At 69.6% G+C, this 25,578-nt stretch carries 28 protein-coding genes; 24 read left to right on the forward strand and 4 right to left on the reverse strand.

Going from position 1 to position 25,578, the window contains the following annotated elements; translation table 11 throughout:
• Window positions 1–13 precede the first annotated feature (13 nt).
• Window positions 14–1,177: a pyridoxal phosphate-dependent aminotransferase gene (locus ACYQ78_RS27900; protein ID WP_459803899.1), complete on the forward strand. Its 1,164-nt coding sequence runs from the start codon at window positions 14–16 to the stop codon at window positions 1,175–1,177.
• Between the two features lie 96 nt (window positions 1,178–1,273).
• Here ACYQ78_RS27900 and ACYQ78_RS27905 read toward each other — a convergent pair whose 3' ends face one another.
• Window positions 1,274–2,047, reverse strand: a complete 774-nt coding sequence (locus ACYQ78_RS27905) for an SAM-dependent methyltransferase (RefSeq protein WP_459803900.1) — start codon at window positions 2,045–2,047, stop codon at window positions 1,274–1,276.
• 174 nt (window positions 2,048–2,221) lie between these two features.
• On the opposite strand from ACYQ78_RS27905, the gene ACYQ78_RS27910 reads away from it, so the two are divergent.
• The 16 genes from ACYQ78_RS27910 to ACYQ78_RS27985 all read left to right on the forward strand — a co-directional run bounded on the left by ACYQ78_RS27910 (window position 2,222) and on the right by ACYQ78_RS27985 (window position 16,275).
• The gene (locus tag ACYQ78_RS27910; protein ID WP_459803901.1) at window positions 2,222–3,280 is read left to right on the forward strand and encodes a C45 family autoproteolytic acyltransferase/hydolase; all 1,059 of its coding nucleotides are present in this window, start codon (window positions 2,222–2,224) and stop codon (window positions 3,278–3,280) included.
• Window positions 3,281–3,356: 76 nt separating this feature from the next.
• On the forward strand, window positions 3,357–4,277 hold the full coding sequence (locus tag ACYQ78_RS27915; protein ID WP_459803902.1) for a carbamate kinase: 921 nt from the start codon (window positions 3,357–3,359) through the stop codon (window positions 4,275–4,277).
• Window positions 4,278–5,375, forward strand: coding sequence for a barbiturase (gene bar / locus ACYQ78_RS27920; RefSeq protein ID WP_459803903.1), 1,098 nt, complete (start codon window positions 4,278–4,280; stop codon window positions 5,373–5,375). It abuts the gene before it with no gap.
• A gap of 278 nt (window positions 5,376–5,653) precedes the next feature.
• Entirely contained in the window at window positions 5,654–6,763 is a 1,110-nt protein-coding gene (locus tag ACYQ78_RS27925; RefSeq protein WP_459803904.1) for a hypothetical protein, read from the forward strand.
• Window positions 6,764–6,817: 54 nt separating this feature from the next.
• Window positions 6,818–7,363, forward strand: coding sequence for an SseB family protein (locus ACYQ78_RS27930; protein ID WP_459803905.1), 546 nt, complete (start codon window positions 6,818–6,820; stop codon window positions 7,361–7,363).
• A gap of 117 nt (window positions 7,364–7,480) precedes the next feature.
• Complete coding sequence (locus ACYQ78_RS27935; RefSeq protein WP_459803906.1) at window positions 7,481–8,152, forward strand: prepilin peptidase; 672 nt, start codon at window positions 7,481–7,483, stop codon at window positions 8,150–8,152.
• A gap of 13 nt (window positions 8,153–8,165) precedes the next feature.
• Window positions 8,166–9,344, forward strand: coding sequence for a chorismate synthase (aroC, locus tag ACYQ78_RS27940; protein WP_459803907.1), 1,179 nt, complete (start codon window positions 8,166–8,168; stop codon window positions 9,342–9,344).
• A gap of 11 nt (window positions 9,345–9,355) precedes the next feature.
• On the forward strand, window positions 9,356–9,865 hold the full coding sequence (locus ACYQ78_RS27945) for a shikimate kinase (protein ID WP_459803908.1): 510 nt from the start codon (window positions 9,356–9,358) through the stop codon (window positions 9,863–9,865).
• On the forward strand, window positions 9,862–10,944 hold the full coding sequence (aroB, locus tag ACYQ78_RS27950) for a 3-dehydroquinate synthase (protein WP_459803909.1): 1,083 nt from the start codon (window positions 9,862–9,864) through the stop codon (window positions 10,942–10,944). Before ACYQ78_RS27945 ends, aroB begins: the two co-directional genes overlap by 4 nt.
• The gene (gene aroQ, locus ACYQ78_RS27955) at window positions 10,937–11,365 is read left to right on the forward strand and encodes a type II 3-dehydroquinate dehydratase (protein ID WP_459803910.1); all 429 of its coding nucleotides are present in this window, start codon (window positions 10,937–10,939) and stop codon (window positions 11,363–11,365) included. Before aroB ends, aroQ begins: the two co-directional genes overlap by 8 nt.
• A gap of 1 nt (window position 11,366) precedes the next feature.
• Entirely contained in the window at window positions 11,367–12,119 is a 753-nt protein-coding gene (locus ACYQ78_RS27960; protein ID WP_459803911.1) for an SGNH/GDSL hydrolase family protein, read from the forward strand.
• 64 nt (window positions 12,120–12,183) lie between these two features.
• Window positions 12,184–12,630, forward strand: a complete 447-nt coding sequence (locus ACYQ78_RS27965; RefSeq protein ID WP_459803912.1) for a hypothetical protein — start codon at window positions 12,184–12,186, stop codon at window positions 12,628–12,630.
• A complete protein-coding gene (locus ACYQ78_RS27970) occupies window positions 12,627–13,673 on the forward strand; it encodes an SRPBCC family protein (protein WP_459803913.1) in 1,047 nt (348 codons plus the stop codon). The genes ACYQ78_RS27965 and ACYQ78_RS27970 overlap by 4 nt, the downstream gene beginning before the upstream one ends.
• Window positions 13,666–15,189 carry a hypothetical protein gene (locus tag ACYQ78_RS27975; protein ID WP_459803914.1) on the forward strand — a complete coding sequence of 508 codons (1,524 nt, stop codon included), beginning with the start codon at window positions 13,666–13,668 and terminating at the stop codon, window positions 15,187–15,189. Before ACYQ78_RS27970 ends, ACYQ78_RS27975 begins: the two co-directional genes overlap by 8 nt.
• Window positions 15,186–15,416: a hypothetical protein gene (locus ACYQ78_RS27980; protein WP_459803915.1), complete on the forward strand. Its 231-nt coding sequence runs from the start codon at window positions 15,186–15,188 to the stop codon at window positions 15,414–15,416. The genes ACYQ78_RS27975 and ACYQ78_RS27980 overlap by 4 nt, the downstream gene beginning before the upstream one ends.
• Before the next feature lie 31 nt (window positions 15,417–15,447).
• On the forward strand, window positions 15,448–16,275 hold the full coding sequence (locus ACYQ78_RS27985) for an MOSC domain-containing protein (RefSeq protein WP_459803916.1): 828 nt from the start codon (window positions 15,448–15,450) through the stop codon (window positions 16,273–16,275).
• Here the strand turns inward: ACYQ78_RS27985 and ACYQ78_RS27990 are convergent.
• The gene (locus ACYQ78_RS27990; protein WP_459803917.1) at window positions 16,265–18,229 is read right to left on the reverse strand and encodes an ATP-dependent DNA helicase; all 1,965 of its coding nucleotides are present in this window, start codon (window positions 18,227–18,229) and stop codon (window positions 16,265–16,267) included. The two genes, ACYQ78_RS27985 and ACYQ78_RS27990, sit on opposite strands and share 11 nt — an antisense overlap.
• 322 nt (window positions 18,230–18,551) lie before the next feature.
• Here ACYQ78_RS27990 and ACYQ78_RS27995 point away from each other — a divergent pair, with 322 nt between their 5' ends.
• The gene (locus tag ACYQ78_RS27995; protein ID WP_459803918.1) at window positions 18,552–19,694 is read left to right on the forward strand and encodes a hypothetical protein; all 1,143 of its coding nucleotides are present in this window, start codon (window positions 18,552–18,554) and stop codon (window positions 19,692–19,694) included.
• 21 nt (window positions 19,695–19,715) lie between these two features.
• Complete coding sequence (locus ACYQ78_RS28000) at window positions 19,716–21,323, forward strand: Na+/H+ antiporter (RefSeq protein ID WP_459804204.1); 1,608 nt, start codon at window positions 19,716–19,718, stop codon at window positions 21,321–21,323.
• Here the strand turns inward: ACYQ78_RS28000 and ACYQ78_RS28005 are convergent.
• On the reverse strand, window positions 21,320–21,610 hold the full coding sequence (locus tag ACYQ78_RS28005) for a ubiquitin carboxyl-terminal hydrolase 14 (RefSeq protein WP_459803919.1): 291 nt from the start codon (window positions 21,608–21,610) through the stop codon (window positions 21,320–21,322). The two genes, ACYQ78_RS28000 and ACYQ78_RS28005, sit on opposite strands and share 4 nt — an antisense overlap.
• Before the next feature lie 62 nt (window positions 21,611–21,672).
• On the opposite strand from ACYQ78_RS28005, the gene ACYQ78_RS28010 reads away from it, so the two are divergent.
• From ACYQ78_RS28010 to ACYQ78_RS28025, 4 genes are read left to right on the forward strand one after another with little or no spacing between them, the layout of a single operon-like run.
• Window positions 21,673–22,065: a hypothetical protein gene (locus tag ACYQ78_RS28010; protein ID WP_459803920.1), complete on the forward strand. Its 393-nt coding sequence runs from the start codon at window positions 21,673–21,675 to the stop codon at window positions 22,063–22,065.
• 47 nt (window positions 22,066–22,112) lie between these two features.
• A complete protein-coding gene (locus ACYQ78_RS28015) occupies window positions 22,113–22,445 on the forward strand; it encodes a YidH family protein (protein WP_459803921.1) in 333 nt (110 codons plus the stop codon).
• Window positions 22,435–22,758: a DUF202 domain-containing protein gene (locus tag ACYQ78_RS28020; protein WP_459803922.1), complete on the forward strand. Its 324-nt coding sequence runs from the start codon at window positions 22,435–22,437 to the stop codon at window positions 22,756–22,758. Before ACYQ78_RS28015 ends, ACYQ78_RS28020 begins: the two co-directional genes overlap by 11 nt.
• A 45-nt stretch (window positions 22,759–22,803) precedes the next feature.
• Entirely contained in the window at window positions 22,804–23,757 is a 954-nt protein-coding gene (locus ACYQ78_RS28025) for a zinc-binding alcohol dehydrogenase family protein (protein WP_459803923.1), read from the forward strand.
• On the opposite strand, the gene ACYQ78_RS28030 is transcribed toward ACYQ78_RS28025, so the two are convergent.
• The gene (locus tag ACYQ78_RS28030; protein ID WP_459803924.1) at window positions 23,754–24,869 is read right to left on the reverse strand and encodes a ferritin-like domain-containing protein; all 1,116 of its coding nucleotides are present in this window, start codon (window positions 24,867–24,869) and stop codon (window positions 23,754–23,756) included. The genes ACYQ78_RS28025 and ACYQ78_RS28030 overlap by 4 nt on opposite strands.
• Window positions 24,870–24,942: 73 nt before the next feature.
• On the opposite strand from ACYQ78_RS28030, the gene ACYQ78_RS28035 reads away from it, so the two are divergent.
• Window positions 24,943–25,575: a TetR/AcrR family transcriptional regulator C-terminal domain-containing protein gene (locus ACYQ78_RS28035; RefSeq protein WP_459803925.1), complete on the forward strand. Its 633-nt coding sequence runs from the start codon at window positions 24,943–24,945 to the stop codon at window positions 25,573–25,575.
• Window positions 25,576–25,578: the final 3 nt, after the last annotated feature.

The raw sequence follows: 25,578 nt of genomic DNA on the forward strand, positions 1-25,578 counted from the left end.
AACAGAGTAGGTTGTGCGGGTGCTAGTTGGACGTATGAGGGAATTCGGGCCCACGATTTTCGCGGAAATGACCCAGTTGGCGGTCAGAACGGGCGCGATCAACCTGGGTCAGGGGTTCCCCGACGAAGACGGGCCCGCCGCGATGCTGGGCGTCGCCACCGAGGCCATCCTGAGCGGCCGCAACCAATACGCCCCCGGCCTGGGCGTGCCCGAACTCCGGCAGGCGATCTCCGACCACGCGAAGGAGACCCAGGGCCTCAGCTACGACCCCCAGACCGAGATCCTGGTCACGGTCGGGGCGACCGAGGCGATCGCGGCGACGGTGCTGGCCCTGGTCGAACCCGGCGACGAGGTGATCGTCTTCGAGCCCTACTACGACTCCTATCCGGCCGCCATCGCGCTGGCCGGGGGGACCCGCCGGGCGATCCCGCTGCGCCCGGTCGAGGGGCGGTTCACCTTCGACCCGGCCGACCTGCGGGCGACGTCCAGGACGAAGGCGATCATCGTCAACTCGCCGCACAACCCGACCGGGACCGTCTTCACGCTGGCCGAGCTGGAGACGATCGCCGCGTTCTGCCGCGACAACGACGTGATCGCCATCACCGACGAGGTCTACGAACACCTGACCTTCGACGGCGTCGCCCACGTCTCGCTGGCCACGTTCCCGGGTATGCGCGAGCGGACGGTGCGCATTTCCAGCGCCGGGAAATCGTTCTCGGTGACCGGGTGGAAAACGGGCTGGATCTGCTCGACGCCGGAACTCGTCACGGCGGTGACGGCGGTGAAGCAGTTTCTGACCTTCACCTCGGCGGTGCCCTGGCAGCTCGCCGTCGCCCACGCGCTGCGGAGCGAACTCGGCTGGGTGAACGATCTTCGCCACTCCCTTCAGGCCAAACGCGACCGATTGTCGGAAGGCCTTTCCCGGGCGGGATTCGGGGTGCTGAAAACCGCCGGAACCTATTTCGTGCAGACCGACATCCGGCCTCTCGGGCTGACCGACGGGCTCGAACTGACGCGGCGACTGCCGGAACTGGCGGGGGTGGTGGCCATTCCGACGCAGGTCTTCTACGACCATCAGGAGAAGGGCCGCCATTACGTGAGATTCGCGTTCTGCAAACGCGACGAGGTCATCGACGCGGCCGTCGAACGGTTGAGCGCCAGCGACCTTCAGGCGTAACGACGCTTCGCCCTGAACGGCCGAGGAGCGCCGGGCGGCCGCCCGGCGCTCGCGGCGGCGGGCGGTGCCGGGGTAGGCGGAGCCGTAACGGAGAAATCAGATTTTCCGGCCCACCACCCCATACGCCCCGCGCACGGAGTCGGGCGGAAGGACGCCGATGTGTTTCCAGTCGGAGGCCCAGACCAGGCCCGGTTCGACCACCTGGAAGCCGTCGAAGAAGCGGAGCACCTGCTCGCCGGTCCGGTTGGTGACCAGAAGCGGGCCGGTGTTGTAGCTGTCGGCGAGGGCGCCCATCTTCTCGGGTTCGAAGTCGGCGGTCAGGTGGGTGAGGGCGAGGTAGGAGCCGGGGACGGTCGCGTCGGTGTAGGCCCTGACCGCGGCCCACGGGTCGTCCTCGTCGCGGATGTGCATGAGGGTGCCGACGATGACGACCGCGATCGGGCGGGAGAAGTCGAGGGTCGCCCGGACCTCGGAGTTGTCCAGCACGGTGTGGGGGCGCCGCAGGTCGGCCTCGATGTAGGTGGTGCGGCCCTCGGGGGTGCCCTGGAGGAGGGAGCGGGCGTGCGTCATCACGATGGGGTCGTTGTCGACGTAGGCCACCCGCGCCGCCGGGTTGACGCCCTGGGCCACCTCGTGGGTGTTGCCCGCCGACGGGATGCCGGTGCCGATGTCGAGGAACTGGTCGACGCCCTGGTCGCAGAGCCACCGCACGGCCCGGCCGAGGAAGGCCCGATTCTCCCTGGCGCCGGTGACCACGCCTGGCGTGGCCGCCATGACGGCCTCGGCGACCGCGCGGTCGGCGGCGTAGTTGTCCTTGCCGCCCAGCCAGTAGTCGTACACCCGCGCGGGATGGGGGATGTTCGGGTCCACGTTCGGAGCATGCATGCGTCAGGGCTCCACTTATAGCGGCGAATTTTGGGGCAGATCCTAGCGAAGCAATCCGTGCCATTCGGGTATGAACGGATCTTGTCCATGGCTTCACAGGTGATGAGGATCACATTTCGGAGGCGGATGGAACGATCCCGGAATGAGATGCTCAAGAATATGACCCGCGCCTATACCTCTACCGTCAGTGATCCCTTCGACCGCGGCCATGAATTCGGGCAGGCGCACGGCGCCGACATCGCCCGCACCATCGCCATCTACACCGAGGTATTCCGCCAGAAGGCAGGCGGGCGCGCGCCAGATGTGACCGAGCTCGGAAAGCTCGGAATGAAGGCGATCGAGGCCTGGGCGCCCGATCTCGCCGAGGAGATCACCGGAATGGCCGAAGGCGCCCGGCTTCCCGTGACCGACATCGCCGCCATCAACGCCCGCACCGAGATCCTCTCCCACCTCGGAGGTGAGCGGGAGAGCGAGTGTTCCGCCGTCGTCCTGCTGGGCGACGACGAGGAGGCCGTGCCGGTGGCCGTGCAGACGTGGGACTGGATGCGCCAGATGGCCGAAAGCTGGCTCGTCTGGACGATCCCCCACGCCGACGGCCGCGTCACCACGACCCTCACCGAATACGGCATCGTCGGCAAGATCGGCGTCAACGACCGGGGCCTGGGCCTGCTGTTCACCCGCCTCCACCACGACGACGACGGCGCCGACGGCATCGGCCTGCCGGTCCACGTGGCGGCCCGGCGGGTGCTCGACGAGTGCGACTCGATCACCTCCGCCGCCTACGTGCTGACGACCGCGCCGGTGACCGCCTCCTCCTCGCTCAACCTGGTCTCCCACGGCCCTGCCGGGAACGCGGCCGTGACCTGCGAACTCCACCCGGGAGGACCAGGGTGGACCGTTCCGGAGGACGACGGCATGCTCGTCCACACCAACCACTTCCTCGACCCCCGCGTGATCCCCCACGACCCCTATCCGCGCCTGCGCCCCGGCACCCTGATCCGCCGCGACCACCTGCGGAGAGGCCTGCGCAAGCACGCCGGCAGCCCCGACGCGGCGACGGTCCGCGAGGTGATGGCCCGGCACGCCAGCGGCGTCTGTCACCACACCGAGCCCGGCCAGGACGACGACCACATCACCCTCGTGACGGTCGAGCTCGACCTGGAGAAGGGTGAGGTCCACGCGACCGAGGGCGGCCCGTGCGGGCAGCGCACTTGGTGAAACCTGCCCACCTTCATAAGGTTCCACGGCGAGAGTCGCCAATGCCCGGACCGGGGGCTCCGGATAGTTTCGCCGTGTGACGGGTGAGCGGGTTCTGATCGCCCTCGGCGGCAACGCGATGACCGCGCCGGACGGCTCCGCCGCCCCGGCCGACCAGAAGCGCGCGATCGAGCGCGCCATGATCCACGTATCCGAGTTGATCAATACAGGCCATCGGGTGGCCCTCACCCATGGCAACGGCCCGCAGGTCGGCAACATCCTGCTGAAGAACCAGCTCACCGCCCACGTGGTGCCCCCGGTCCCCCTCGACTGGTGCGGCGCCCAGACCCAGGGCACCCTCGGCGCCCTGATCATGAACGCGCTCGACCCCATCCCGTGCGCGACCGTGGTGACCCGGACGCTCGTCGACCCCGACGACCCCGCGTTCCAGGATCCCGTGAAGCCGATCGGCCAGTACTTCTCGGTCGTGGAGGCCCGGCGCTTCGAGGCGCTCGGCCAGTCGTGGCGGGAGTTCGAGCGCGGCTGGCGCCGGGTGGTCGCCTCGCCGAGGCCCGTGGAGATCCTCGACGCGGCCCCGGCGGTCGCGCTCATGGAGGCCGGTTACACCGTCGTCGCCGCCGGTGGCGGCGGGGTCCCGGTCGTCCGCGACGCCGAGGGCCGGTTGCACGGCGTCGAGGCGGTGATCGACAAGGACCACGCCGCGTGCGCGCTGGCCAAGGCGGTGGGGGCCGACACGCTGGTCATCGCGACCGACGTCGCGCACGCCATCGCCGGGTACGGCACCCCCGGCGCCCGTCCGATCGGACAGGTGACCCCGAAGGAGTTGCGGGTACTCCAGGCCGAAGGACACTTCGCCAGCGGCAGTATGGGCCCGAAGGTCGAGGCCGCGCTGCGGTTCGTCGAGGAGGGCGGGGCGCGATCGGTGATCACGTCACTGGACAACATCGCCGCCGCTATTTCAGGAAATATCGGTACAACGGTTAACCGGGAGAGCTAGATGCCGGACCCCATCGAGGTACGCAAGGTCGCCATCGAGAGCGTGACCGACGCGTCCGGGCTCGCGAAGCTGATCGACGACGGCGTGATCGACGCCGCCCGCGTGCTCGCCGTCATCGGCAAGACCGAGGGCAACGGCGGCGTCAACGACTACACCCGCATCCTCGCCGACCGCGCCTTCCGCGAGGTCCTCGCCGCCAAGGGCCACCCCTCACCCGAGTCGGTCCCGCTGGTCTGGTCGGGCGGTACCGACGGCGTCCTGTCGCCGCACGCGACCATCTTCGCCACGGTCGACCCCTCGACGGCGGTCCAATCAGATGAACCGAGGCTGAGCGTGGGCATCGCGATGAGCGAGGTCATCCTCCCCGAGGACATCGGGCGCCCCGCGATGGTCGAGAAGGTCGCGGCGGGCGTGCGCGAGGCCATGAAGATCGCCGGCATCGACGACCCGCGTGACGTCCACTACGTCCAGACCAAGACCCCGCTGCTCACCCTGTCGACCATCAACGACGCCAAGTCGCGCGGCCACGACGTGATCACCGAGGACACCGGCCCCTCGATGGACATCTCCAACTCCACGACCGCCCTCGGCATCGCCGTCGCGTTGGGCGAGATCGAGATGCCCACGGCCGACCAGATCCATAAGGACCTGTCCCTCTACTCGTCGGTCGCGTCCTGTTCGAGCGGCGTGGAACTCGACGTGGCCCAGATCGTCGTGGTCGGCAACGTCCGCGGCATCGGCGGGCGCTACCGCGCGGGCCACTCGGTCATGAAGGACGCCCTCGACACCGACGGCATCTGGGAGGCCATCCGCGACAGCGGCCTCGACCTGCCCGAACGCCCCCACCCGAGCGACCTCAAGGGCCGCGTGGTCAACCTCTTCATGAAGTGCGAGGCCGACCCGACGGGCAGTGTCCGGGGCAGGCGCAACATCATGCTCGACGACAGCGACGTCCACTGGCACCGCCAGATCAAGGCGACCGTCGGCGGCGTCGCGGCCAGCGTCACGGGCGACCCGGCGGTCTTCGTCAGCGTCGCCGCGGTCCACCAGGGGCCCAGCGGCGGCGGCCCGGTCATCGCCATCTCCGACCTGGGCTAACTGCTTCTTCTTCTCCGTTACGGCTTCGCCTACCCCGGCACCGCCCGCCGTTCCCAGCGGCGGGCGGCCGGTCGACGCTCCTCATCCGCTCATTCTCCGCGCCGTGACGACCGAGGTGTGGCGCGAAACCCCCGAGTTCGCACCGCGCTGACCGGACCCGATATTCGGCGGGCCGATTATCCGTGCCTTCGGAGTCCGTCTTTCATCATGGCTCTCGCTTTTCACCGAAAGAGAGGATGATGCGCGGAACGCGGTGAGGCGGCAGAGGGTGATGTGGGATGCGCGGATCCGGCAAGGGAATCACGATCGCCACGGTAGTTCTGCTCGTGCTGAGCGCGGTTCTTCCGTCTATCCTGCTTGTCGCGCCTTTCTCGTTGCTCGGGCACAATGACACGGAGCGGTTGACCGCCGTTCTCACGTTCACCGGAATTCTGGTCACCGGACTGGTGACATCGGTGGGCCTGTTCATGAACCGTGGCCAGTCTGAGCGTCAGCAGCGCCAGCTCAGCCTCGACGCCGCCATGCGGGCAGGGCAGCTGATCGCCTCCGGAGAGTCGGATCAAACCCACCCTGCGGCGCTGGCCTCCGGCCTCCTGGCGTTGACCAGGCTCGATCAGGCCGAGCTCGCCGTCGCACTTCTCGTCGACCTCTGGTACGTCGGCAGCATCGAAGACGATCGGCTGAGAGGCGGCGCGAAACCGGTCGCGCACATGTTCCGGCGAGGCCGCATGGAGAAGGTTTCGACCGAGACCGCGATCCTGGTGATCGACGCCGCTCTGCGCTCGGGCAATCCCAACGCCGAACTCGTCGCGGCGGAGTTGCTGTGCCGAAACTCGACCGGGCTCGACGTAGCGCAGTCCCTCGACTGGCCGAGCTCCATTGACGGCAGCTGGAATCCGTCCTTCAGCCCCGGAACCAAACTTCTCCTGGTCGAGGCGTTGGTGTTCATGACTCTGGCGAGCAAACCCGACGAGGGCGCACTGCGATCCATCGCGGTGCGGCTCTACGGAATTTGGCTGGCGGATCGTGACAAGCGGGTTCGAGGCTGCGTCGGAAAGCTCATCGACGCGCTGACGAATCGTCTCGACGAGTTGGAGCACAGCGAATTCGTGCACGGCAACCGCCGGGTCTCGTTCGCCGACCTGAAACGCGCCGCGAGAAGCCGCCATGACAACCCCGACGGATACCTGAACAAACTCGCGAACGAGGCCACCCAGAATCTCCAGAGGTGGGCCGGTCAGTGTGTCACCCTTCCGGACGGCCCCGGCCACTTCGCCCGCGCCGAGACGCGGAAGAACATGAGCGTGGCCCAATGGCTCTCCCACGTCCGGTTGGGCGTCCGCGCCGATGCGGGCACCTCGTCCCGAACCGAGGAAGACCCCAGCTGACCTCCCGCAGCCCGGTCGGGCCGGGCCAGGTGTGGGCGGGTATTCTCGGCGGTCGTGCCTTCGATTCCGCAGCCCATGGTGCCCGACGACGACGGGCGGGCCGATGCCGCGCTCGCACAGGTGCTGGCCGCATTCCAGACCGGTGAGACCACGATCGCCGATGTGCTGACCGCGCTCGGGCCGGCTCGCCTGCTGGTGCCCGTGGTGGCGTTGCTCACCGAGGCCGAGATCGGGGACGACGGGCTCAAGCGGGAGAAGGAGAGCGAGATGGCGCTCCCCAAGCTCGTCGGGCAGGACGGTCGCATGGCCGTGCTCGCCTTCACCAGCGTCGAGGCGCTGGCCCGGTGGCGGGCCGACGCGCGGCCGATTCAGGCGTCGGCGTCGCAGGTGTGCAAGGCGGCGCTGCACGAGCAGGCGGCGGCCGTCGTCATCGACGTCGCGGGCCCTGCGCCGTTCGCGGTCGAAGGGTCGATGCTGCACGCGATGGCCGCCATCGAGGACGCCGCCGCGCTCAAGAACCTCGACGTCGACGTCCCGGGCGTGACGGTGGCCCGGTTCGAGGCTCCGGCGCCGAAGAAGAAGAGCTGGTGGCGCCGGTGACCCAGGGTCACACTCCGGAAGTTTCGGATGTGAGGGCTCTGGTCGTACAGGATGAGTTCGAGGCCTGTCGGGTGCATCCGCTCCGGGGTGTGTTGAGGAAAGGTTAAGGTCGGCCGCGTGCTGACATGGGGGCTGCTGGCTCTGCTGGGCGTGATCGCCGGGCGTTACGCGCGCGAACTCGCCCTGGGGTTCGGGCCCGATCCGGTCGACACGCGCAAAGAGGCGCGGGCGGCGTTATCCCACGCCGTCAGGGTCGTGCCGGTGCCCGGGAAACCGTTTCTCGTCGAAGGGGCCACCGGGCTCGCGTTCGGGGTGCTCGCCTGGCGTTACGCCGCGGCGCCCGAGCTGATCCCCGCGCTGCTGCTCGCCGCCTGGGCGGGGGTGGTGCTCACGCTCACCGATCTGCGGTGCTGGCGGCTCCCCGACGTCATCACGCTGCCGGCCTATCCGATCCTGCTGGCCGCGCTCGTGCCGACCGGGCGGCTGATGGTCGCGGCGGCGTGCGGGCTGGCGATGGCCGGGATCTACCTCATCCTCTGGTTCGGACGGCCCTCGGGGCTCGGCTTCGGCGACGTGAAACTGGCCGGGCTCGTCGGGCTCGTCGCCGGGGCGGTCAGCATCAACACCGCCATCTATGCCGGATTGGGCGGACAGCTACTCGGCGGCCTGTGGGCATTAGGGCTGCTTATCACCCGTAAAGGCACCCGGACCAGCGAGTTCCCCTTCGGTCCGGCTATGATCGCGGGCGCGCTGGCGGCACTGCTGGCGGGAGCTTCATCGCATATCTGAAAGACTTGGTCGCATGCTGCGCTGGTTGACCGCCGGGGAGTCCCACGGCCCCGAACTCATCGCGATCCTCGAGGGCCTGCCCGCCGGGGTGGGGATCACCACACCCGAACTCGAAGAGGCCCTGCGCCGCCGCCGTCTCGGCTACGGCCGCGGCGCCCGCATGAAGTTCGAGCAGGACGAACTGACCATCTCGGGCGGAGTCCGCCACGGCCGCACTCTCGGGGCGCCGATCGCCATCCGCATCGGCAACACCGAGTGGCCCAAGTGGGAGCAGGTCATGGCGGCCGACCCGGTCGACCCCGCCGTCCTTGAAGGCATGGCGCGCAACGCGCCCCGGTCGCGTCCGCGCCCCGGCCACGCCGACCTCGCCGGGATGCAGAAGTACGGCTTCGACGACGCCCGGCCGGTCCTCGACCGGGCCAGCGCTCGCGAGACGGCCGCCCGGGTCGCGCTCGGGCAGGTCGCCAAGAACTTCCTGAAGCAGGCGCTCGGCGTCGAGATCGTCAGCCACGTCGTCTCGATCGGCTCGGCCGTCACGCCGTCGAGCGAGCTGCCCACCCCCGCCGACCTGGCCCGGATCGACGACGACCCGGTGCGCTGCTTCGACCCCGAGGGCAGCGCCGCCATGGTGGCCGAGATCGACAAGGCCCACAAAGAGGGCGACACCCTCGGCGGCGTCGTCGAGGTCGTCGCCTACGGCCTGCCGCCGGGCCTCGGCAGCTACACCCACTGGGACCGCCGCCTCGACGCCCGCCTCGCCGCCGCCCTCATGGGCATCCAGGCGATCAAGGGCGTCGGCGTCGGCGACGGCTTCGAGACCGCCCGCCGTCCCGGGTCCCGTGCCCACGACGAGATCGAGAACACCGACGGCGGTGTCCGCCGGATCACCAACCGGGCCGGTGGCGTCGAGGGTGGCATGACCAACGGCGAGCCGCTGCGGGTCAGCGCCGCCATGAAGCCGATCTCGACCGTGCCCCGCGCGCTGGCCACCATCGACGTCATCACCGGCGAGGCCGCCAAGGCCCACCACGAGCGCTCCGACGTGTGCGCCGTCCCGGCCGCCGCGATCGTCGCCGAGGCGATGGTCGCGCTGGTGCTGGCCGACGCCGCCGCCGAGAAGTTCGGCGGAGACTCCGTCGAGGAGGTGGCCCGCAACGTCGCCGGCTACCTGTCCTCGCTGATCATCAAGTAGGGGGAGCGACCATGCCTGTCGTGGTGCTGATCGGCCCGCCCGGGTCGGGCAAGTCGACCGTGGGTGAACTGCTGGCCGAACGCCTCGGCGTCGGTTTCCGCGACACCGACCTCGACGCCGAGCAGGTCGCCGGCAAGCCCATCGGTGAGATCTTCTTCGACGACGGCGAAGAGGCGTTCCGCGCCATCGAGGCCGAGGCGGTCGCCAAGGCGCTGGCCGAGCATCCTGGCGTGCTGTCGCTCGGCGGCGGCTCGATCCTCAACCCGGCGACCCGCGAGCTCCTCGCCGGGCACACCGTGGTCTACCTGAAGGTCGGCCTCGACCACGCGATCAAGCGCGTCGGCCTCGCCTCCGCGCGCCCGCTCCTGGTGCTCAACCCGCGCAGCCAGATGCGCAAGCTGATGGAAGAGCGCAGGCCCCTGTACGAAGCCCTCGCCGTCATCACCGTCGTCACCGACGACCTGGAGGCCCCCGAGGTCGTCGACCACATCGCCGCCGAACTGAAGCCGGAGGCGGAGTGACCGCGACCCGCATCCCCGTTTTCGGCGACAGCCCCTACGACGTCGTCGTCGGCACCGGCATCCTGGGCGAGCTGCCCGGCCTGGTGGGGGAGAAGGCCAGAACGGTCGCCGTGATCCATCCGGTCACGCTGCCCGAACTGGCCGGGCCCGTGGTCGGCGTGCTGGAGAAGGCCGGATACGACGTCGTGGCCATCCCGGTGCCCGACGCCGAGGCGGCCAAAGACGTCCACGTGCTGTCGTCGCTGTGGTCGGCGTTCGGCCGTCACGGCATGACCCGCACCGATGTCGTCGTCGGCGTCGGCGGGGGCGCGACCACCGACCTGGCCGGGTTCGCCGCCGCGACCTGGCTGCGCGGGGTCCGGGTCGTCCAGGTCCCGACCACGCTGCTCGGCATGGTCGACGCCGCCGTGGGCGGCAAGACCGGGATCAACACCCCCGACGGCAAGAACCTGGTCGGGTCGTTCCACCCCCCGGCGGGCGTGCTCTGCGACCTGGCCACCCTGGTCGGGGTGCCGCGGGCCGACTACGTCGGCGGGCTGGCCGAGACGATCAAGGGCGGGTTCATCGCCGACCCCGAGATCCTCCGCCTGGTCGAGGCCGACCCCGAGGGGGCCCGCCATCCCGAGGGCGTCCACACCCGCGAGCTGATCGAGCGCAAGATCCAGATCAAGGCCGACGTCGTCGGCGCCGACCTCAAAGAGGACGGCCTGCGCGAGATCCTCAACTACGGCCACACCCTGGCCCACGCGATCGAGCGGGTCGAGAACTACACGATCCGCCACGGTGAGGCGGTCTCGATCGGGCTCGTGTACGCCGCCGAACTCGGCCGCCTCTCGGGCCGCGCCGACCTCGTCGACCGCACCCGTTCCATTCTGACCTCGGTCGGTCTGCCCACCGTTTACCGTGAAGACGCCTGGCCCGAGTTGCGTGACCACATGAAGCTCGACAAGAAGGCACGTGGGGCCAGGCTCCGGTTCGTGGTGCTCGACGCGCTGGCCGAGCCGTCGCGGCTGGAAGATCCGTCCGAGGAGTTGCTGGAGGCCGCCTACCGGGCGGTGAGCGGAGGCATCCATGCGTGACGTTCTCGTCCTGAACGGGCCGAACCTGGGTCGCCTCGGCACCCGCGAGCCCGACGTCTACGGCGCGACCACGTTCAAGGACCTGGTGCTGATCTGCGAGACGGCGGGCCGCGAACTGGGCCTGGCGGTCGAGGTCAGGCAGACCGATGACGAGGCCGAGATGGTGGGCTGGATCCACGGCGCGGCCGACAACCGCACCCCCGTGATCTTGAATCCGGCGGCGTTCACCCACTACAGCTACGCGCTGCGCGACGCCCTCGCCCAGCGCACCGCGCCGCTGATCGAGGTGCACATCTCCAACCCGGCCACCCGGGAGGAGTTCCGCCACACCTCGGTCGTGGCGGCCGTCGCCAACGGCACCATCGCCGGTTTCGGCGTGCAGTCCTATGTCCTGGCCTTGCGAGCCATCGCGGAGTTGTGAGATGTACGGGTCGTTCGTCGCCCTCGGCGACAGTTTCACCGAGGGCCTCAGCGACCCGGGCGTGAACGGTTCCTACCGTGGCTGGGCCGACCGCGTGGCCGAGACCCTGGCCGCTCAGAACCCCTCTTTTGCGTACGCCAACCTCGCGGTGCGCGGCCGCCTGCTCGACCAGGTGGTGACCGAGCAGGTGCCGAGGGCGATCGAGATGCGTCCCGACCTGATCAGTTTCTGCGCCGGCGGCAACGACCTGCTGCGCCCGGGATGCGACCCCGACGTCCTGGCCAAGACCTTCGCCCGAGCGGTGAAGTCACTGCGCGACACCGGCGCCGACGTGCTCGTCTTCACCGGCGTCGACCCCCGCGACACCCCGATCATGCGCCGGGCGCGCGGCACGTTCGCGACCTACTTCCTGCACGTCCGCTCGATCGCCGATCTCTACGGCTGCCACCTGGTCGACCAGTGGTCGATGCAGGGCCTGCGCGACTGGCGCGCCTGGAGCGACGACCGCCTCCACATGAACGAGCACGGCCACCGTCTGGTCGCGGCCAAGGTCCTCGACGTCCTGGGCGTTCCTGGCCAGGAGTGGCGTTTCAGCTGGCCACCCCGTGACAAGGTCGACCCCCGGGTCAAGCGCAGGGAAGACGCCGAGTGGCTGCGGGAACACCTGGCCCCGTGGGTGTTGCGCCGTCTGCGCGGCCGGTCGTCGGGCGACGATGTCACACCTAAACGTCCAAATTTGTCGCCTTTCGACTAATTTGAGACGCACTTGAGGTGCACTGTCCACTTTCCGGGGAGGGGGTTCCCGAAGGAGGACAGCGATGAAGGGAACTCAGGTCAAGGTCGCCCTGGCCATCGCCATGGGCTACTACTTCGGCCGCCACCGCAAGCTCGCGCTCGCCACCGCCGTGGCCGTCGGAGGTCTCGCCGGAGGACTCCGGCCCAAGGGCCTGCTCGGCAAGGGCCTCAAGAGCCTAGGCTCGCCCGAGCTCGAAGAGCTGGCCGGCAAGCTGCAGACCGACATCATGGCGGCCGGCCGCGCCGCCGCCACCGCGGCGACCAACGGCCCGATCAACTCACTCAGCGACCGCATCCACGACACGACGGAGCGGCTCCGCGAGCCCGCCTCCGCCGCGACCGACACCGCGACCGGCGCTGCGACCGGTGCGACGGAAGCCGCGTCCGGCGCCGCTAAGTCGGCCACCAAGGCCGCGACGAAGCCTGCCACCAAGACCGCGACCAAGGCCTCCACCGAGGAGGACTCATGACCGACACGAAGAAGGCCTCACCCGTCGGCAGACTCGGCAAGGAACTCGGCGGCATGATCGGCGCCGCCGGCAAGCGCGGCGTCCACAAGGTGACCGGGAAGGTGACCGGCAAGCTCAAGGGCAAGGTCGGCGACCTCACCGACCGCCTGACCGACTACGCCACCGGAGAGAAGGGCGGCCTGAGCGGCCTGGGCCTCGCTCCGTCGAAGGACGCGAAGGGCGACCAGGGCGAAGAGAAGAAGGAAGGCATCTTCAAGCGCATCGGGCACGGCATCAAGGGCGTCTCCGAGATCATGAAGGCCATCACCGGCAAGGGCGGCAAGGGCAAGGGCAACCGGAAGATCGTCAACATCGTCGAGTCGATCGACGTCGGCGCCCCCCTGGAGACCACCTACAACCAGTGGACCCAGTTCGAGGAGTTCCCGTCCTTCATGAAGAAGGTCGAGAGCGTCCGCCAGGACGAAGACCAGAAACTGACGTGGAAGGCCCAGGTCTTCTGGTCGCACCGCACCTGGCAGGCCGACATCCTCGACCAGGTCCCGGACGACCACGTGGTCTGGCGCTCCCACGGCGCCAAGGGCCACGTCGACGGCGCCGTGACGTTCAGCGGCCTGGCCCCCAACCTGACCCGGGTGCTGGTCACGCTGGAATACCACCCACAGGGCCTGTTCGAGAAGACGGGCAACATCTGGCGCGCCCAGGGCCGCCGGGCCCGGCTGGAACTCAAGCACTTCCGCCGCCAGGTCATGACCCAGACCCTGCTCCATCCCGACGACGTCCAGGGCTGGCGCGGCGAGATCCACGACGGCAAGGTGACCTCGAAGCCACCGAAGCCGAAGGACGCCAAGAAGCCCGACGACGAGGAGCGCCCGCCGGAGGAGCAGGCGACCGAGTCACCCGAAGCACCCCCGCCCGGCGCGGGCGAGGAACCCGAGGCGCCGAAGGAGGGTCAGGAGAGCGCGGAACCGGAGGAGACCGAGGACACCGAGGACACCGAGGATCGGGAGAGGATCCCCGAGGGCCAGGTGAGCGGACGTGGCTGACGGAGACCCCGATGTCTTCCTCGACGTCTCGAACCTCAACGTCGACGAGATCACCCTCCGCGTCGCGGACCTCAAGGCCCGGGTCGGTGTCAGCGCCGAAGTCCTCGACCTGCTGAAACTCAACGTCGGGGCGGACGTCTCCCTCGGCGAGGTGGACTTGGGCCTCAAGGGCGTCCAGGCCCAGGCGCTGCTGAGAGTACGCCTGGACAACGTCGCCAGAATCATCAGCGACGTCCTGGAAACCCTGGACCACAACCCACAGCTCCTGGACCGCCTGACCCGAGGCGCCCTCGGCGCGGGCAGTCAGCCGGTGGACGAACTCGGCGAGGGCACAGGCGCAGCCGAGCCCGCCCAAGACGTGGTGCGCGACGAAGGAAAGGGCATCTCCGCAGCGCTCGGCGATGTCGATGAGGATGCCGGTCGGACCGTTGACCTTGGTGAAGGCGCCGGTCAGGCAGCCGAGGAAGGTCAGACGGCTGCGCAGGTCGGTGAGAGTGCCGACCGCACGCCTGAACAGGTGGGCGAGACAGAAGCGCAGCCTGGTGCTGAGGCTGACGAAAACTCCGACGCGAGCGCGGAGCCGGCTACTCCAGATGCCGATCAAGCCACAGGCGGCACCCGGGACGAGACGAAGGCCACCGGCCGACCGGACGAAGCTGATCAAAGCGGTGAGGCCGCCGAAGCGGAAGCCGAGCAGACGGAAGCCGAGCAAGCGGAAGCAGGGCAGACGGAAGCAGGGCAGGCGGAAGCAGGGCAGGCGGAAGCAGGGCAGGCGGAAGCAGGGCAGGCGGAAGCAGGGCAGGCGGAAGCCGGGCAAGCGGAGACTGTCGTTTCGGACCAGCCTAGTCAGGAGGTCGGAGGGGACGACGATCAACCCGAGCAGACCGCCACGGGGGAGGAGCAGGTGCTCACCGGCACGGTGCTCGAAGATCGGCAGCGTTCGGACGGTCATCAGGCGACTCCGGACAAGGCCGTCGGCGAAGAGAACGCTTCCCAGGTCGGTGATATCGCAGATCACGATGGGCCCGCCCGGCCACAGCCTCCCCAGGCCGAGCGCAGGCCGGTCAATGACGACGGCTCTGAGACTGCGGCGGCAGAGGTGGCGAAGTCCAATCGGGTGGAAGGCGGGGATCTGCCCGAGGACTCGAAAAGTGACGATCGACCTGAGAAGGCGGGAGAGGCAGGCGGTGATAGCCGGGGTGGTGAGGAGGCAGAAGGCGCTGGCCAGGCGGATGACTCAGCAGAGCAAGGCCAGGCTGAGGGACCGGAAGATGAGAACCAGGCGGGGAAGGTAGGCCAGGGCGAGGACGGCCAGGGCGAGGACGGCCAGGACAAGGACGGCCAGGACAAGGACGGCCAGGACAAGGACGGCCAGGACAAGGACGGCCAGGACGAGGGCCACGGTTCACGGCCGACGCGGTCTGATCGGGAGGCGCAGTCGTTCGGGGACGTGCTGCTGGATCTGGGCCGGGCGGTGCTGGGGGCCGGGAAGCACCGGTTGGGGAGGTCTCCATGAGCAGGCGTTCGGGAGAGGAACGCGTCGAGCAGGCCGACATCGTCGTCTCCGCCGAGGTCGAGGCCGATGAGGTGGAGGTCAGGGTCGTACCGGATCACGCGGTGCGGGTCTACGGCGAGGAGGAGGCGGGGAGCGTCCGGGATAACCTGCCCGAGCGCGTCACCGAGGGTGAGCAATATCGTGCGGTCCACATCCGCTACGCGCTGGCGATCCGGTTCCTCAGATGACCCGGAGAGCGCTTTCTCGTAAAATCGGCAAATGGAGCTGTCCGACATCCGGATCTATCCCGTCAAGTCGGTCGCGGGCATCCGGCTCGACCGGGCCCGGGTTCTCCCCTGGGGGCTCGACGGCGATCGGCGCTGGGCCGTGGTCGATCCGCAGGGGGATGTCTACTGGTCAGGGGAGCATCCGCAGTATCTCGCCGTCCAGGCCGTGATCACCCCGGAGGGCGGGCTCATCCTCACGGCGCCGGGCCTCGGCGAGCTGGAGGTCGCTCCGGCCGACGGTCCGTTGGTCCCCGTCGCCTTCCATGGGCTGGACAAGGCGATGCTCGCCCACGACGCGGCCCATGAATGGTTCACCCGCCTCCTCGGCAAACCGGCCAGGTTCGTCTGGCTGGACGACCCCCACCGCCGCCGCATCGTCGAGGAGCACGGCGGGCTGCCGGGGGAGGTCACCAGCCTGGCCTGGGACGCCCCCGTCCACCTGATCACCCGCGAGTCCCTGCGCCGTCTCGACGACTGGATCATGGAAACCGCCCTCGACCGCCAGGAGTCGCCCCCCGACCCGATCGACCCGGCCCGGTTCCGTCCCAACGTCGTCGTCGACGGCTTCGAACCTTTCGCCGAGGACACCTGGGAGCGGGTGAGGATCGGTGACATCGATTTCCGGGTGACCGAGCTCGTCGACCGCTGCCTCGTCACCACCTGGGACCCGGACACCCGTGAACGCGGGAAGGAGCCGCTCCGCTCCCTGGCGAAACACCGCAGGTGGGACGGGAAGACCTGGTTCGGCATCCGGTTGGTCCCCAAGAACACCGGCGAGGTGAGACTCGGGGACCAGGTCGTCCCGGCCGTCAGGAGGTGAGGCGCTTCAGGGCCGACCGCACCACCGCGGGGTCGGTCGTGCGCCAGTAGGGCGGCAGCGAGTTCAGCAGGAAGCCGCTGTAGCGGGCCGTTGCCAGGCGGGGGTCGAGGACCGCGATCACGCCCCGGTCGTCCATCGAGCGCAGCAACCGGCCGGCGCCCTGGGCCAGCAGCAACGCCGCGTGGGTGGCGGCGACCGACATGAAACCGTTGCCACCCCTCGCCGCCACGTGGCGCTGGCGTGAGGAGGTCAGCGGGTCGTCGGGGCGGGGGAACGGGATGCGGTCGATGATCACGCAGGTCAGCGAGGGGCCGGGCACGTCGACGCCCTGCCACAGCGACAGCGTGCCGAACAGGCAGGTCTCCGGGTCGGCGGCGAACTGCTTGACCAGCAGCGACGTGGAGTCGTCTCCCTGGCACAGCAGCGGGACCGACAGCCGGTCGCGCAGCGCCTCGGTGGCGGCCTTGGCGGCGCGCATCGACGAGAACAGGCCCAGCGTGCGCCCACCGGCGGCCTCGATGAGCTCGACCATCTCCTGGATGTAGGCGTCGGGGAGGCCGTCGCGGCCGGGCTGCGGCAGGTGTTTCGCGACGTAGAGGATGCCCGACTTCGCGTGGTCGAACGGGGAGCCGACGTCGAGGCCGCTCCAGTCGTCGCCCTTGCCGAGGCCCCACTGGGCCGCCATGCCGTCGAAGGTGCCGCCCAGAGCCAGGGTCGCCGAGGTCAGGACGATGGTCCGGTCGCCGAAGAGCTTGTCTCTGAGCATGCCGCCGACCGACAGCGGCGCGACCCGCAGGGTCGGGGGGATGCGGCCGTTGGCCTCGTCGAGCCAGACCACCTCGGCCCGGTCGACCTCGGATTCGGCGCCGAAGGCGTCGAGCATCCGCTGCGCGGTGTCGTGGGCGTCGTCGAGGACCGTGAACGCCGCCTTCTTCGCGCCCGCCCCCTCGGGGTCGTCTTTGTCGGCGTTGCGCGAACCGAGAGCGGTGATGCAGGTGAAGGCCGCGTCGCGGACGAGGGCGAGGGTCAGCCCCAGGGACTGGGGCAGGTCGTCGACGCGCCCGGCGGGGGCGGCGAGCAGGAGCGAACCGAGATCCTCGGCCGCCTCCTGGAGGCGGTCGGCGAGGTGCTGCTCGATGAGGCGGCCGGCGCGGCGGGCGGCCAGGCCGACGGTGGCCTCGGAGAGTTCGTCGGTGACCACCGACGTGACGCGGTCGACCAGCTCGTGGGCCTCGTCGACGACCACGACGTCGTGGTCGGGCAGGAGCTGGAAGTCCTCCATCGCGTCGATGGCGAGCAGGGCGTGGTTGGTCACCACCACATCGGACATCGCGGCGCGTTCGCGGGCCAGCTCGGCGAAGCACTCGGCGCCGCTGGGGCAGCGCTGGGCGCCCAGGCACTCGCGGGCCGACACGGAGAACTGGCGCCAGGCGACCTCGCTGACGCCGGGGACGAGTTCGTCGCGGTCGCCGGTCTCGGTCTCCTCGGCCCATTCTTGGATGCGCTGGACCATGCGGCCCGTCGCGCTCACTTCGCGGGGGTCGAAAAGCTGGTCTTGTTCGTCGTCGGGCATCCCGACAGTTGACTTATATCTACACAGATAGTTGCGACGGCCCTTAAGAATGGCGAAATCGGGGCGATGCGGGAGTTCTTTTTCGAGGGCGTCGGCGAGTCTGGGAAGATCACGATCGACGAGCTGGCGCTGGAGCGCGATGGTCGCGGTGGAGACGACGACGGCGCTGTCGGAGAGCGCGGCGTGGCGGATCGCGGGGACCAGATAGGCCAGTGACTTCCCGGTGCCGGTGCCCGCCTGAACTGCGAGATGGTCGCCCTTGTCGAGCGACTTCTGCACCGCCTTCGCCATCGTGACCTGCCCGGGTCTCTCGGCTCCGCCGAGCTCCGTGACGGCGATCGTGAGCAGCTCTTCTACAGTTGGCAGGTCGGATTTCGGCACCCCCGAAGGCTAGCGCCACCCACCGACAAGAGGGTGCCGTTATCGGACCGTGACCAGTGGACCACATCCGGGAGTTCCCGGGTGCGAAGGGGAGTTCCCATGGCACACTGGCCCCACGGGGCGCTGGGTCAAAGACGATCTACCTCGGACATATGGGGGGTACCCCGACAAGCCGAGACGGGCGTTTCAGTAGGGTTTCTTGAGGTCGAGTGGACGGATAAGGGCAGGTAAAGGCACTATGTCTGTCATGTCGGAAGTCGTCCCGCTGCCATCCTTCGGCGAGGTTTTCTTTGACGCCCGAGGTCAAGACCGCGTTCTGCGGGTGACCTGGCACGAGGGAACCCTCGTGCTGAGCCTGTGGCGGGGCGAGATGTGCACCGCCAGTTTCCGCATGCCCATGGACGACGTCGGCCGCCTCCTGGAGACCCTCCAGGTCGGCTACGCCGAGGCCACCGGGCAGGCGACGGGCAACCCCGAACAGCCCGGCACGGGCCCGTTCCCGGTGCCCGACCTCGACTATCCGGGCGAATACCCGGGCACGGGGCAGTACTCGCGTCCGCCCGCCCCCGAGCAGCACATGGCGCCGGTGGCCCAGATGCCGCCCATGCCCCCCCAGCCGCCGCAGCAGCAGCAATACCCGCCGTTCCCGCAGGAGGCGCCCATGCCGCCCGGCGGGTGGGAGCCGAACGGCGGCTACCCCGAATACCCCGAGGCCACCCCCGCCTACGGCCAGCCCGTTCCGGCGGCGCCGGCCGCGCTGGGGCCCAACGACGTCCTCGTCGCCCGGGGCGCGCCCAGCCGCGACCGCCTCTCGGCCGTCGACCAGCAGGCGCCGCAGCGTGAGCGGCCGCGCCGCCAGGCCCCGCCGCCGCAGGACTTCCCGCCGTTCGAGGGCCCGGTGCCGGCCGAGCCGGTCTACCAGTTCCCGTCGCCGATCCCCGGCCGTCCGGCCTACCAGTTCGAGCCCGAGGCCGAGCCCGAGGCGCCGCAGCAGCCGTTCGGCGCCGTCGACCCCTACCAGGCCGACCCCTACCAGCCCGACGCGAACCTCTACCAGACCGGCAGCTACCAGCCGCCGATGCAGCAGCAGATGCCTCCGCAGATGCCGCAGCACCTGCCGCCGATGCCGCCCGCGCAGCAGTATCCGGTCTTCCCCGAGCCGCAGCGGCCCCACCTCGTCGAGGCCCCGTCGCCGTTCGCGCAGGCCGACCAGCCCCCGTTCCCGCAGCAGGGCTACGCGCAGGGCCCGGTCTACTCGACCGACCCGTCGTTCCAGGTCCAGCAGGGTCAGCCGCAGCCGCAGTATCCGCAGCAGCAGCAGTACGCCGACCCCCGCTACGGCCAGCAGCCGCCCCAGCAGCAACAGCAGGGCGTCGACCCCAACGACCCGCTGGGCCTCGGCCCGGTCTCGCGCCCCTATGTCGAGGGGCAGCACGGGGTGGACGAGAGGCGTGACTGGAGCTAAGGGACGTACGATGACCGCTTGATGGAAGCGATCACCGTACTCCAGTTGCTGGCCCTCCCCGCCGGGGCCCTCGCCGTTTCGGCGTTGGCCCGGCGGATGGACTGGAATGTTCCGCTACTTCTCGTACTCGCCGGGTTGATCGCGTCGATCCTCCCGTTCGTGCCCGAATACGAACTGAGCCCGGAGATCGTGCTCTTCGTATTCCTGCCACCGCTCCTCTATTCGGCCGCCCTCGACAGCTCCTACCTGCGGCTTCGCGACGTGAAGCGGCCCGTGATGCTGCTGTCGATCGGGCTGGTGCTGTTCACCACCGCCGTGGTCGCCGCGGTCACCTACATGCTGGTGCCCGAGCTGACGATCCCGGCGGCCATCGCGTTCGGGGCGATCGTCGCCCCGCCCGACGCGGTCGCGGCCGTCGCCGTCGGCCGCAAGCTCGGCCTGCCGCGCCGGGTCATGACCGTCCTGATCGGCGAGAGCCTCTTCAACGACGCCACCGCGCTGACCGCCTACCGGGTCGCCATCGGGGTGATCGCCGGCAGCGGGGCGGCGGTCGTCACCACGGGCCAGCAGTTCCTCAACGCGGGCGGGCAGTTCCTGTTCGCGGCGGGGGTCGGCCTGGCGATCGGCCTGGCGATCGCCTACGTCGCGGGCTACATCCTGACCCGCATCAAAGACGCCCTGGTCGCCAACTCGATCTCGCTGCTGGTGCCCTGGTTCGCCTACCTGGCGGCCGAGGTCGTGCACGCCTCGGGCGTGATCTCCGTGGTCGTGGTGGGCATCTACCTGGGCCACCAGATGAGCCGCACCTCCTACGGCACCCGGCTGCTGTCGGCCGCCGTGTGGCAGGTCATGGACTTCCTGCTCGAGGGCATCGTCTTCGCCCTGATCGGGTTGCAGCTGCTGCTGCTGATCGAGGAGCTCGAAGGCTACGACCCCGTCACGGTCGGCATGTACGCCCTGGTGCTGTTCCTGGTGACGGTGCTGAGCCGGGCGGTCTGGATGGTCCCGGGCATCCTGCTGCCGAGAATCCTGTCCAAGAAGATCCGCGCCAGGGAGAAGAAGGTCCCCTGGCAGAACGTCGTCACGCTGAGCTGGGCCGGGATGCGGGGCGTGGTGTCCCTGGCGGCGGCCTTCGCGCTGCCGGCCGACGTGCCGCAGCGCGATCTGCTGGTGTTCCTGACCTTCGCGGTGGTGATCGGCACCCTTGTCGTCCAGGGGCTGTCGTTCCCCTGGCTGATCCGCAGGCTCGGCATCTCCAACGAGCGCGAGCGGTTCGAAGACGACCTGTCGGAGGCCGCGGCGCAGCAGGCGGCCGCGGCGGCGGCGACCGCGAGGCTCGACGAACTGGTGGCAGAAGGCGTGCTGGACATCCACGAGGAGGTCGTGCAGGGCCTGCGCGACCGCTCCGAACGGGTGGCCCGCATGGCCTGGGAGCGGCTCGGCGGCGGCACCGGGCCCGAGGGCGAGGAGACGCCCGCGACCGTCTACCGGCGACTGCGCCGGGAGATGCTCGCCGCCGAGCGGGCGGTCTTCATCCGGCTCCGTGACCAGCGCAGGATCGACGACGAGGTGCTGCGCCGGATCATGTCGGAGCTCGACTTCGAAGAGGCCACCCTGGAGCGCGACTAGTGCATCACGTTGTCGATGAAGCACCACTTCCAGGTCTCACCCGGTTCGAACGACTGCATCACCGGGTGACCGGTCTCCTTGTAGTGGGCGGTGGCATGCCGGCGCGGCGATGAGTCGCAGCAGCCGATATGCCCACAGTCAAGACATTTGCGCAGGTGAACCCACCGGGTGCCCTCGCGCAGGCACTCCTCGCACCCCTGCGGAGAGGTCGGTGCGGGGTCCCCGGCAACCTGCAGATGTTCGCACATTCCCATGCTTTTGATCGTACGACGGACGGCCCGCCACATTCCGACCTGCCCCTTTGTGATGGGGCGCTTAGGCCACGTTCGCGTGCATTAGGGTTCAGGCCATGCGACTCCTCCCCCTTGCCGTAGTCCCGCTGTCGCTCGTGCTGCTCACCGGGTGTGGTGAGATCAACGAGATCACTGGTGCGATCGACAAGACGCAGCAGTGTATTCAGGCCGTCGGCATCGTGACCGAGACGGTGGAGAAGGTGACCGGCCTGGCGAGCGACCCGCAGGCCGTCGAGACGGCCCTGGCCGACGGGGCGAAGAAGCTGGAGACCCTGGCCAACGACGCCGCCAACACGACCCTGTCCGAGGCGGCCAACGACGTCGCCGCCAAGCTCAACGCGTTCGACGTCCAAGACGCCAACGACGCCGTCGACGCCCTGCAGAAGCTCGCCACCGACTCGCTCCAGTGGGCCGAGACGCTCAGCGCGGCCTGCGCCTCCGGGGAGTAGCTTTCCGGCATCTCATGCCAGAATTGTGGTGAAATATCCTTTTTGCCATGGACGGAGACGAACCGGACCCCCGGTTCACCCTGGCAAATGAACGTACCTTCCTGACCTGGCTGAGCACCGCTCTGGCGCTGTGCGCCGGAGGGGTCGCCATGGCGGCGGTCCCGCCGCACCTCTTCGTCCCGTGGGTCCGCACCACGCTCGCCGTCGTCCTCGTGCTGCTCTCGGCCGTGGCGGCGGCGTTCGCGTATCCGCGCTGGCGCAAGGTCCAGTCGGCGCTGCGCAACGCCGAACCCCTCCCGCCGCCGAGGCTCGCGCCCCTGTTCGCGTACGGGGTCGCGGGGGTCGCCGTGCTCGCGCTGGTGTTGATCCTTGTCGGGTGAGAGCTGGGACCCCGGCCTCCAGAGTGAACGCACCCGGCTGGCCTGGGTCCGTTCGGCCGCGGCGCTGGCGACCTTCGGGCTCGGCGGGGCGGGGGTGGTCGCCCGCGCCTCGGGGCACCCCGTGGCGATCGCGCTGTTCGGGGTCGCGGCCCTGCTGGGCGCGGTGCTGCTGGCCCGTACGGGTCAGCGCTTCCGCCGGGTGCAGGAGGCCCTGCACGAGAAGCGCCCGCTGGAGCACGGCGGGGACGCCCTGATCGTCTGGATCGGGGTGCTGGCGGCGGTCGCCGGAGCGCTCGTCTACGTGGTCTTCTAGCCCGCTTTGCCCCGGTCTGACCGTCGGGAACCTAGCGTGCTGTGTATGACGCGAATGGCTGCGATCGCCACCAGCGGCTCCGGGCTCGTCGACGTCGACGTGCCGCCGCCGTCCCTGCGCCCCCACGACGTCCTGGTCCAGGTCGAGGCCGTCTCGGTCAACCCGGTCGACGTCAAGGTCGCCGCGAGTGCCGGGGACGAACAGAAGATCCTCGGATACGACGCCGCCGGGACCGTCGTCCAGACCGGGCCCGAGGTCCGCCGCTTCGCGGCCGGCGACCGGGTCTACTACGCCGGTGACATCACCCGGCAGGGCACCAACGCCGAGTTCCACGCGGTCGACTCGCGGATCGCGGGCCACAAGCCCGACAACCTCTCGATGGCCGAGGCCGCCGCCGCGCCACTGACCACGATCACGGCCTGGGAGTCGCTCTTCACCCACTTCGGGGCACACCGGGGGACGACCGGCACGCTCCTGGTGGTCGGCGCGGCCGGCGGGGTCGGCTCGATGCTGGTGCAGCTGGCCAAGCGGCTCACGTCACTGCGGGTGATCGGCACGGCCTCCGGGCCCGACAGCCGCGACCGGGTGCTGGCCCTGGGCGCCGACGAGACCGTCGGGTCGGTCAAGGACGTGCCGCCCGACACCGCCGAGTTCCTGTTCTCGCCGTTCTCCGAGGGCAACATCGAGACCTACGCCGAGATCGTCAAGCCGTTCGGGCACGTCGTGGCGATCGACGACCACCACGTCGACGTCTTCCCGCTCAAGTCGAAGAGCATCGCCTGGCACTGGGAGCTCATGTTCACCCACGCGATCTACCAGACCCCGGACATGGGCTCGCAGGGGCGGCTGCTCGACGAGGCCGCCGCCCTCTTCGACTCGGGGCGGTTGCGCTCGACCATCGGCACCGAGATCGCCGACTTCACCGCCGCCGGGCTGCGCCGGGCCCACGAACTCGTCGCCGCCGGGTCGTCGACCGGCAAGGTGGTGGTCCGGCGCTAGTCGGCCGACGCGGCGGCGATCGTCTCGGCGACCTCGACGGCGCGTTCGGCCTCTTCCTGGACGAAGCGTTCCTCGTCGAGTTTCTCGGCGATCTCCTCGTCCTGGCGCATGAGGTCGTCGAGGTTCTGGCCGGCCATGTCGAGGACGCCCATGTCGACGTAGGCCTGCTGGAGGCGGGGGCTCCACAGGCCGATGTCCTTCACGCACGGGACGATGCGGCTGAACAGCAGCGACCGGAACAGGCGCAGGTAGCGCGACTCGTCGACGAGCCGGTTGGCCTGTTCCTGGTCGGCCTTCGACAGGCCCAGGGCCTCCCACTGCTCGGAGCCGCGCAGGCGGTCGCGCATCAGCCAGCAGCCCTCGATCACGAAGTCCTCGCGCTCACGGCGTTCGGCGTCGGACAGGCCGGCGTAGTAGTCGCGCAGCGCCATGCGGCCGAAGGCGACGTGGCGGGCCTCGTCCTGCATGACGTACGCGAGGATCTGCTTGGGGAGGGGCTTGGTGGTCATGTCGCGCATGACGCCGAAGGCGGCCAGGGCCAGGCCCTCGATGAGCACCTGCATGCCCAGGTAGGGCATGTCCCAGCGGGAGTCGCCCAGGGTCGAGTCGAGCAGCGACTTCAGGTGGGGGTTGATCGGGTAGGCCAGGCCGACCTTCTCCTGGAGGAAACGGGCGTAGGTCTCGGCGTGGCGGGCCTCGTCCATGGTCTGGGTGGCGGCGTAGAACTTCGAGTCGAGGTCGGGGACGGACTCGACGATGCGGGCCGAGCAGATCATCGCGCCCTGTTCGCCATGGAGGAACTGGGAGAACTGCCAGGCGGCGCCGTGGCGGCGGACCTCCTTGCGGGTCCGGTCGTCCATGCGGTGCCACAGGGGGGAGTCGTAGATCGCGATGGTCTCGTCGGGGATGCCGAGGACGTCGTAGGGGTCGACCTCCAGGCCCCAGTCGACGCGCTTCACCGTGTCCCACTGCTTGTCCTTCCCCTTCTGGTAGAGGGACAGCATGCGGTCACGGCCTTCGTCGTATTCCCAGGTGAACCGGGCCGAGCCGGTCATCTGGACGTCCCAGGTGCGCAGTTCCGCGGGGATGGTGTAGAGCTCGTGCGTCGACACGTGTGGGCCTCCCGTACGTACGCTGTACGTCTCGACAGTGACACGCAGCTTACCGCCGGTCAATACTGGTCACGTGCCACCGTTGAACCGCCCGCGGATCATCGCCGCCGCCATCGACCTCATCGAGCGCGAGGGCGCCGACGCCGTCTCGATGCGCCGGATCGCCGCCGATCTCGGGGTCGGCGTGATGTCGCTCTACAACCATGTGCCGAACAAGTCGGCCCTGCTCGACGGGGTGTCCGAGAGCATCCTCTCCGAGGTCGAGTTCACCGACGACCCGGCCGCGCCCTGGACCGACCGGGTCCGCCTCCAGGCCCGCGCGTTCCGGCAGATCGCCCATTCCCATCCCCGCTCGACCATGGTCGTGGTGAGCCGCCAGCTCAAGTCGGCGGCCGGGATGCTGCCGGTCGAACGCGCCCTGTCGACGCTGCGCGGGGCCGGGTTCGGGGAGCGCGAGGCGGTGCAGATCTTCCGGGTGTTCATCGCCTACGTGGTGGGGTCGCTGCTCCGCGAGGTCGGGGTGACCCCGACGTTCGCGCCCGTCCACGGAACGGTCCGGCCGGGCGACGTCGACCCGGAGCTGTTCCCCGAGATCGGGGCGCTCGCGCCCCACCTGTCGGCCTGCGACCACGAGGCCGAATTCGATTTCGGGCTCGATCTGCTGATCGCGGCCATCGCGGGGCGGCTCGCCGGTCGTACCGGCTGACGA

The organism is Herbidospora sp. RD11066 (genome assembly GCF_054661255.1).

What these genes read in the sequence shown, in the direction of transcription:
- ACYQ78_RS27910 (WP_459803901.1), top strand. Translation starts at nt 2,222, where the DNA reads ATGACCCGCGCCTATACCTCTACCGTCAGTGATCCCTTCGACCGCGGC.
- bar (WP_459803903.1), top strand. Translation starts at nt 4,278, where the DNA reads ATGCCGGACCCCATCGAGGTACGCAAGGTCGCCATCGAGAGCGTGACC.
- ACYQ78_RS27925 (WP_459803904.1), top strand. Translation starts at nt 5,654, where the DNA reads ATGCGCGGATCCGGCAAGGGAATCACGATCGCCACGGTAGTTCTGCTC.
- aroC (WP_459803907.1), top strand. Translation starts at nt 8,166, where the DNA reads ATGCTGCGCTGGTTGACCGCCGGGGAGTCCCACGGCCCCGAACTCATC.
- ACYQ78_RS27945 (WP_459803908.1), top strand. Translation starts at nt 9,356, where the DNA reads ATGCCTGTCGTGGTGCTGATCGGCCCGCCCGGGTCGGGCAAGTCGACC.
- aroQ (WP_459803910.1), top strand. Translation starts at nt 10,937, where the DNA reads ATGCGTGACGTTCTCGTCCTGAACGGGCCGAACCTGGGTCGCCTCGGC.
- ACYQ78_RS27960 (WP_459803911.1), top strand. Translation starts at nt 11,367, where the DNA reads ATGTACGGGTCGTTCGTCGCCCTCGGCGACAGTTTCACCGAGGGCCTC.
- ACYQ78_RS27965 (WP_459803912.1), top strand. Translation starts at nt 12,184, where the DNA reads ATGAAGGGAACTCAGGTCAAGGTCGCCCTGGCCATCGCCATGGGCTAC.
- ACYQ78_RS27970 (WP_459803913.1), top strand. Translation starts at nt 12,627, where the DNA reads ATGACCGACACGAAGAAGGCCTCACCCGTCGGCAGACTCGGCAAGGAA.
- ACYQ78_RS27980 (WP_459803915.1), top strand. Translation starts at nt 15,186, where the DNA reads ATGAGCAGGCGTTCGGGAGAGGAACGCGTCGAGCAGGCCGACATCGTC.
- ACYQ78_RS27985 (WP_459803916.1), top strand. Translation starts at nt 15,448, where the DNA reads ATGGAGCTGTCCGACATCCGGATCTATCCCGTCAAGTCGGTCGCGGGC.
- ACYQ78_RS28000 (WP_459804204.1), top strand. Translation starts at nt 19,716, where the DNA reads ATGGAAGCGATCACCGTACTCCAGTTGCTGGCCCTCCCCGCCGGGGCC.
- ACYQ78_RS28005 (WP_459803919.1), bottom strand. Translation starts at nt 21,610, where the DNA reads ATGTGGCGGGCCGTCCGTCGTACGATCAAAAGCATGGGAATGTGCGAA.
- ACYQ78_RS28010 (WP_459803920.1), top strand. Translation starts at nt 21,673, where the DNA reads ATGCGACTCCTCCCCCTTGCCGTAGTCCCGCTGTCGCTCGTGCTGCTC.
- ACYQ78_RS28015 (WP_459803921.1), top strand. Translation starts at nt 22,113, where the DNA reads ATGGACGGAGACGAACCGGACCCCCGGTTCACCCTGGCAAATGAACGT.
- ACYQ78_RS28025 (WP_459803923.1), top strand. Translation starts at nt 22,804, where the DNA reads ATGACGCGAATGGCTGCGATCGCCACCAGCGGCTCCGGGCTCGTCGAC.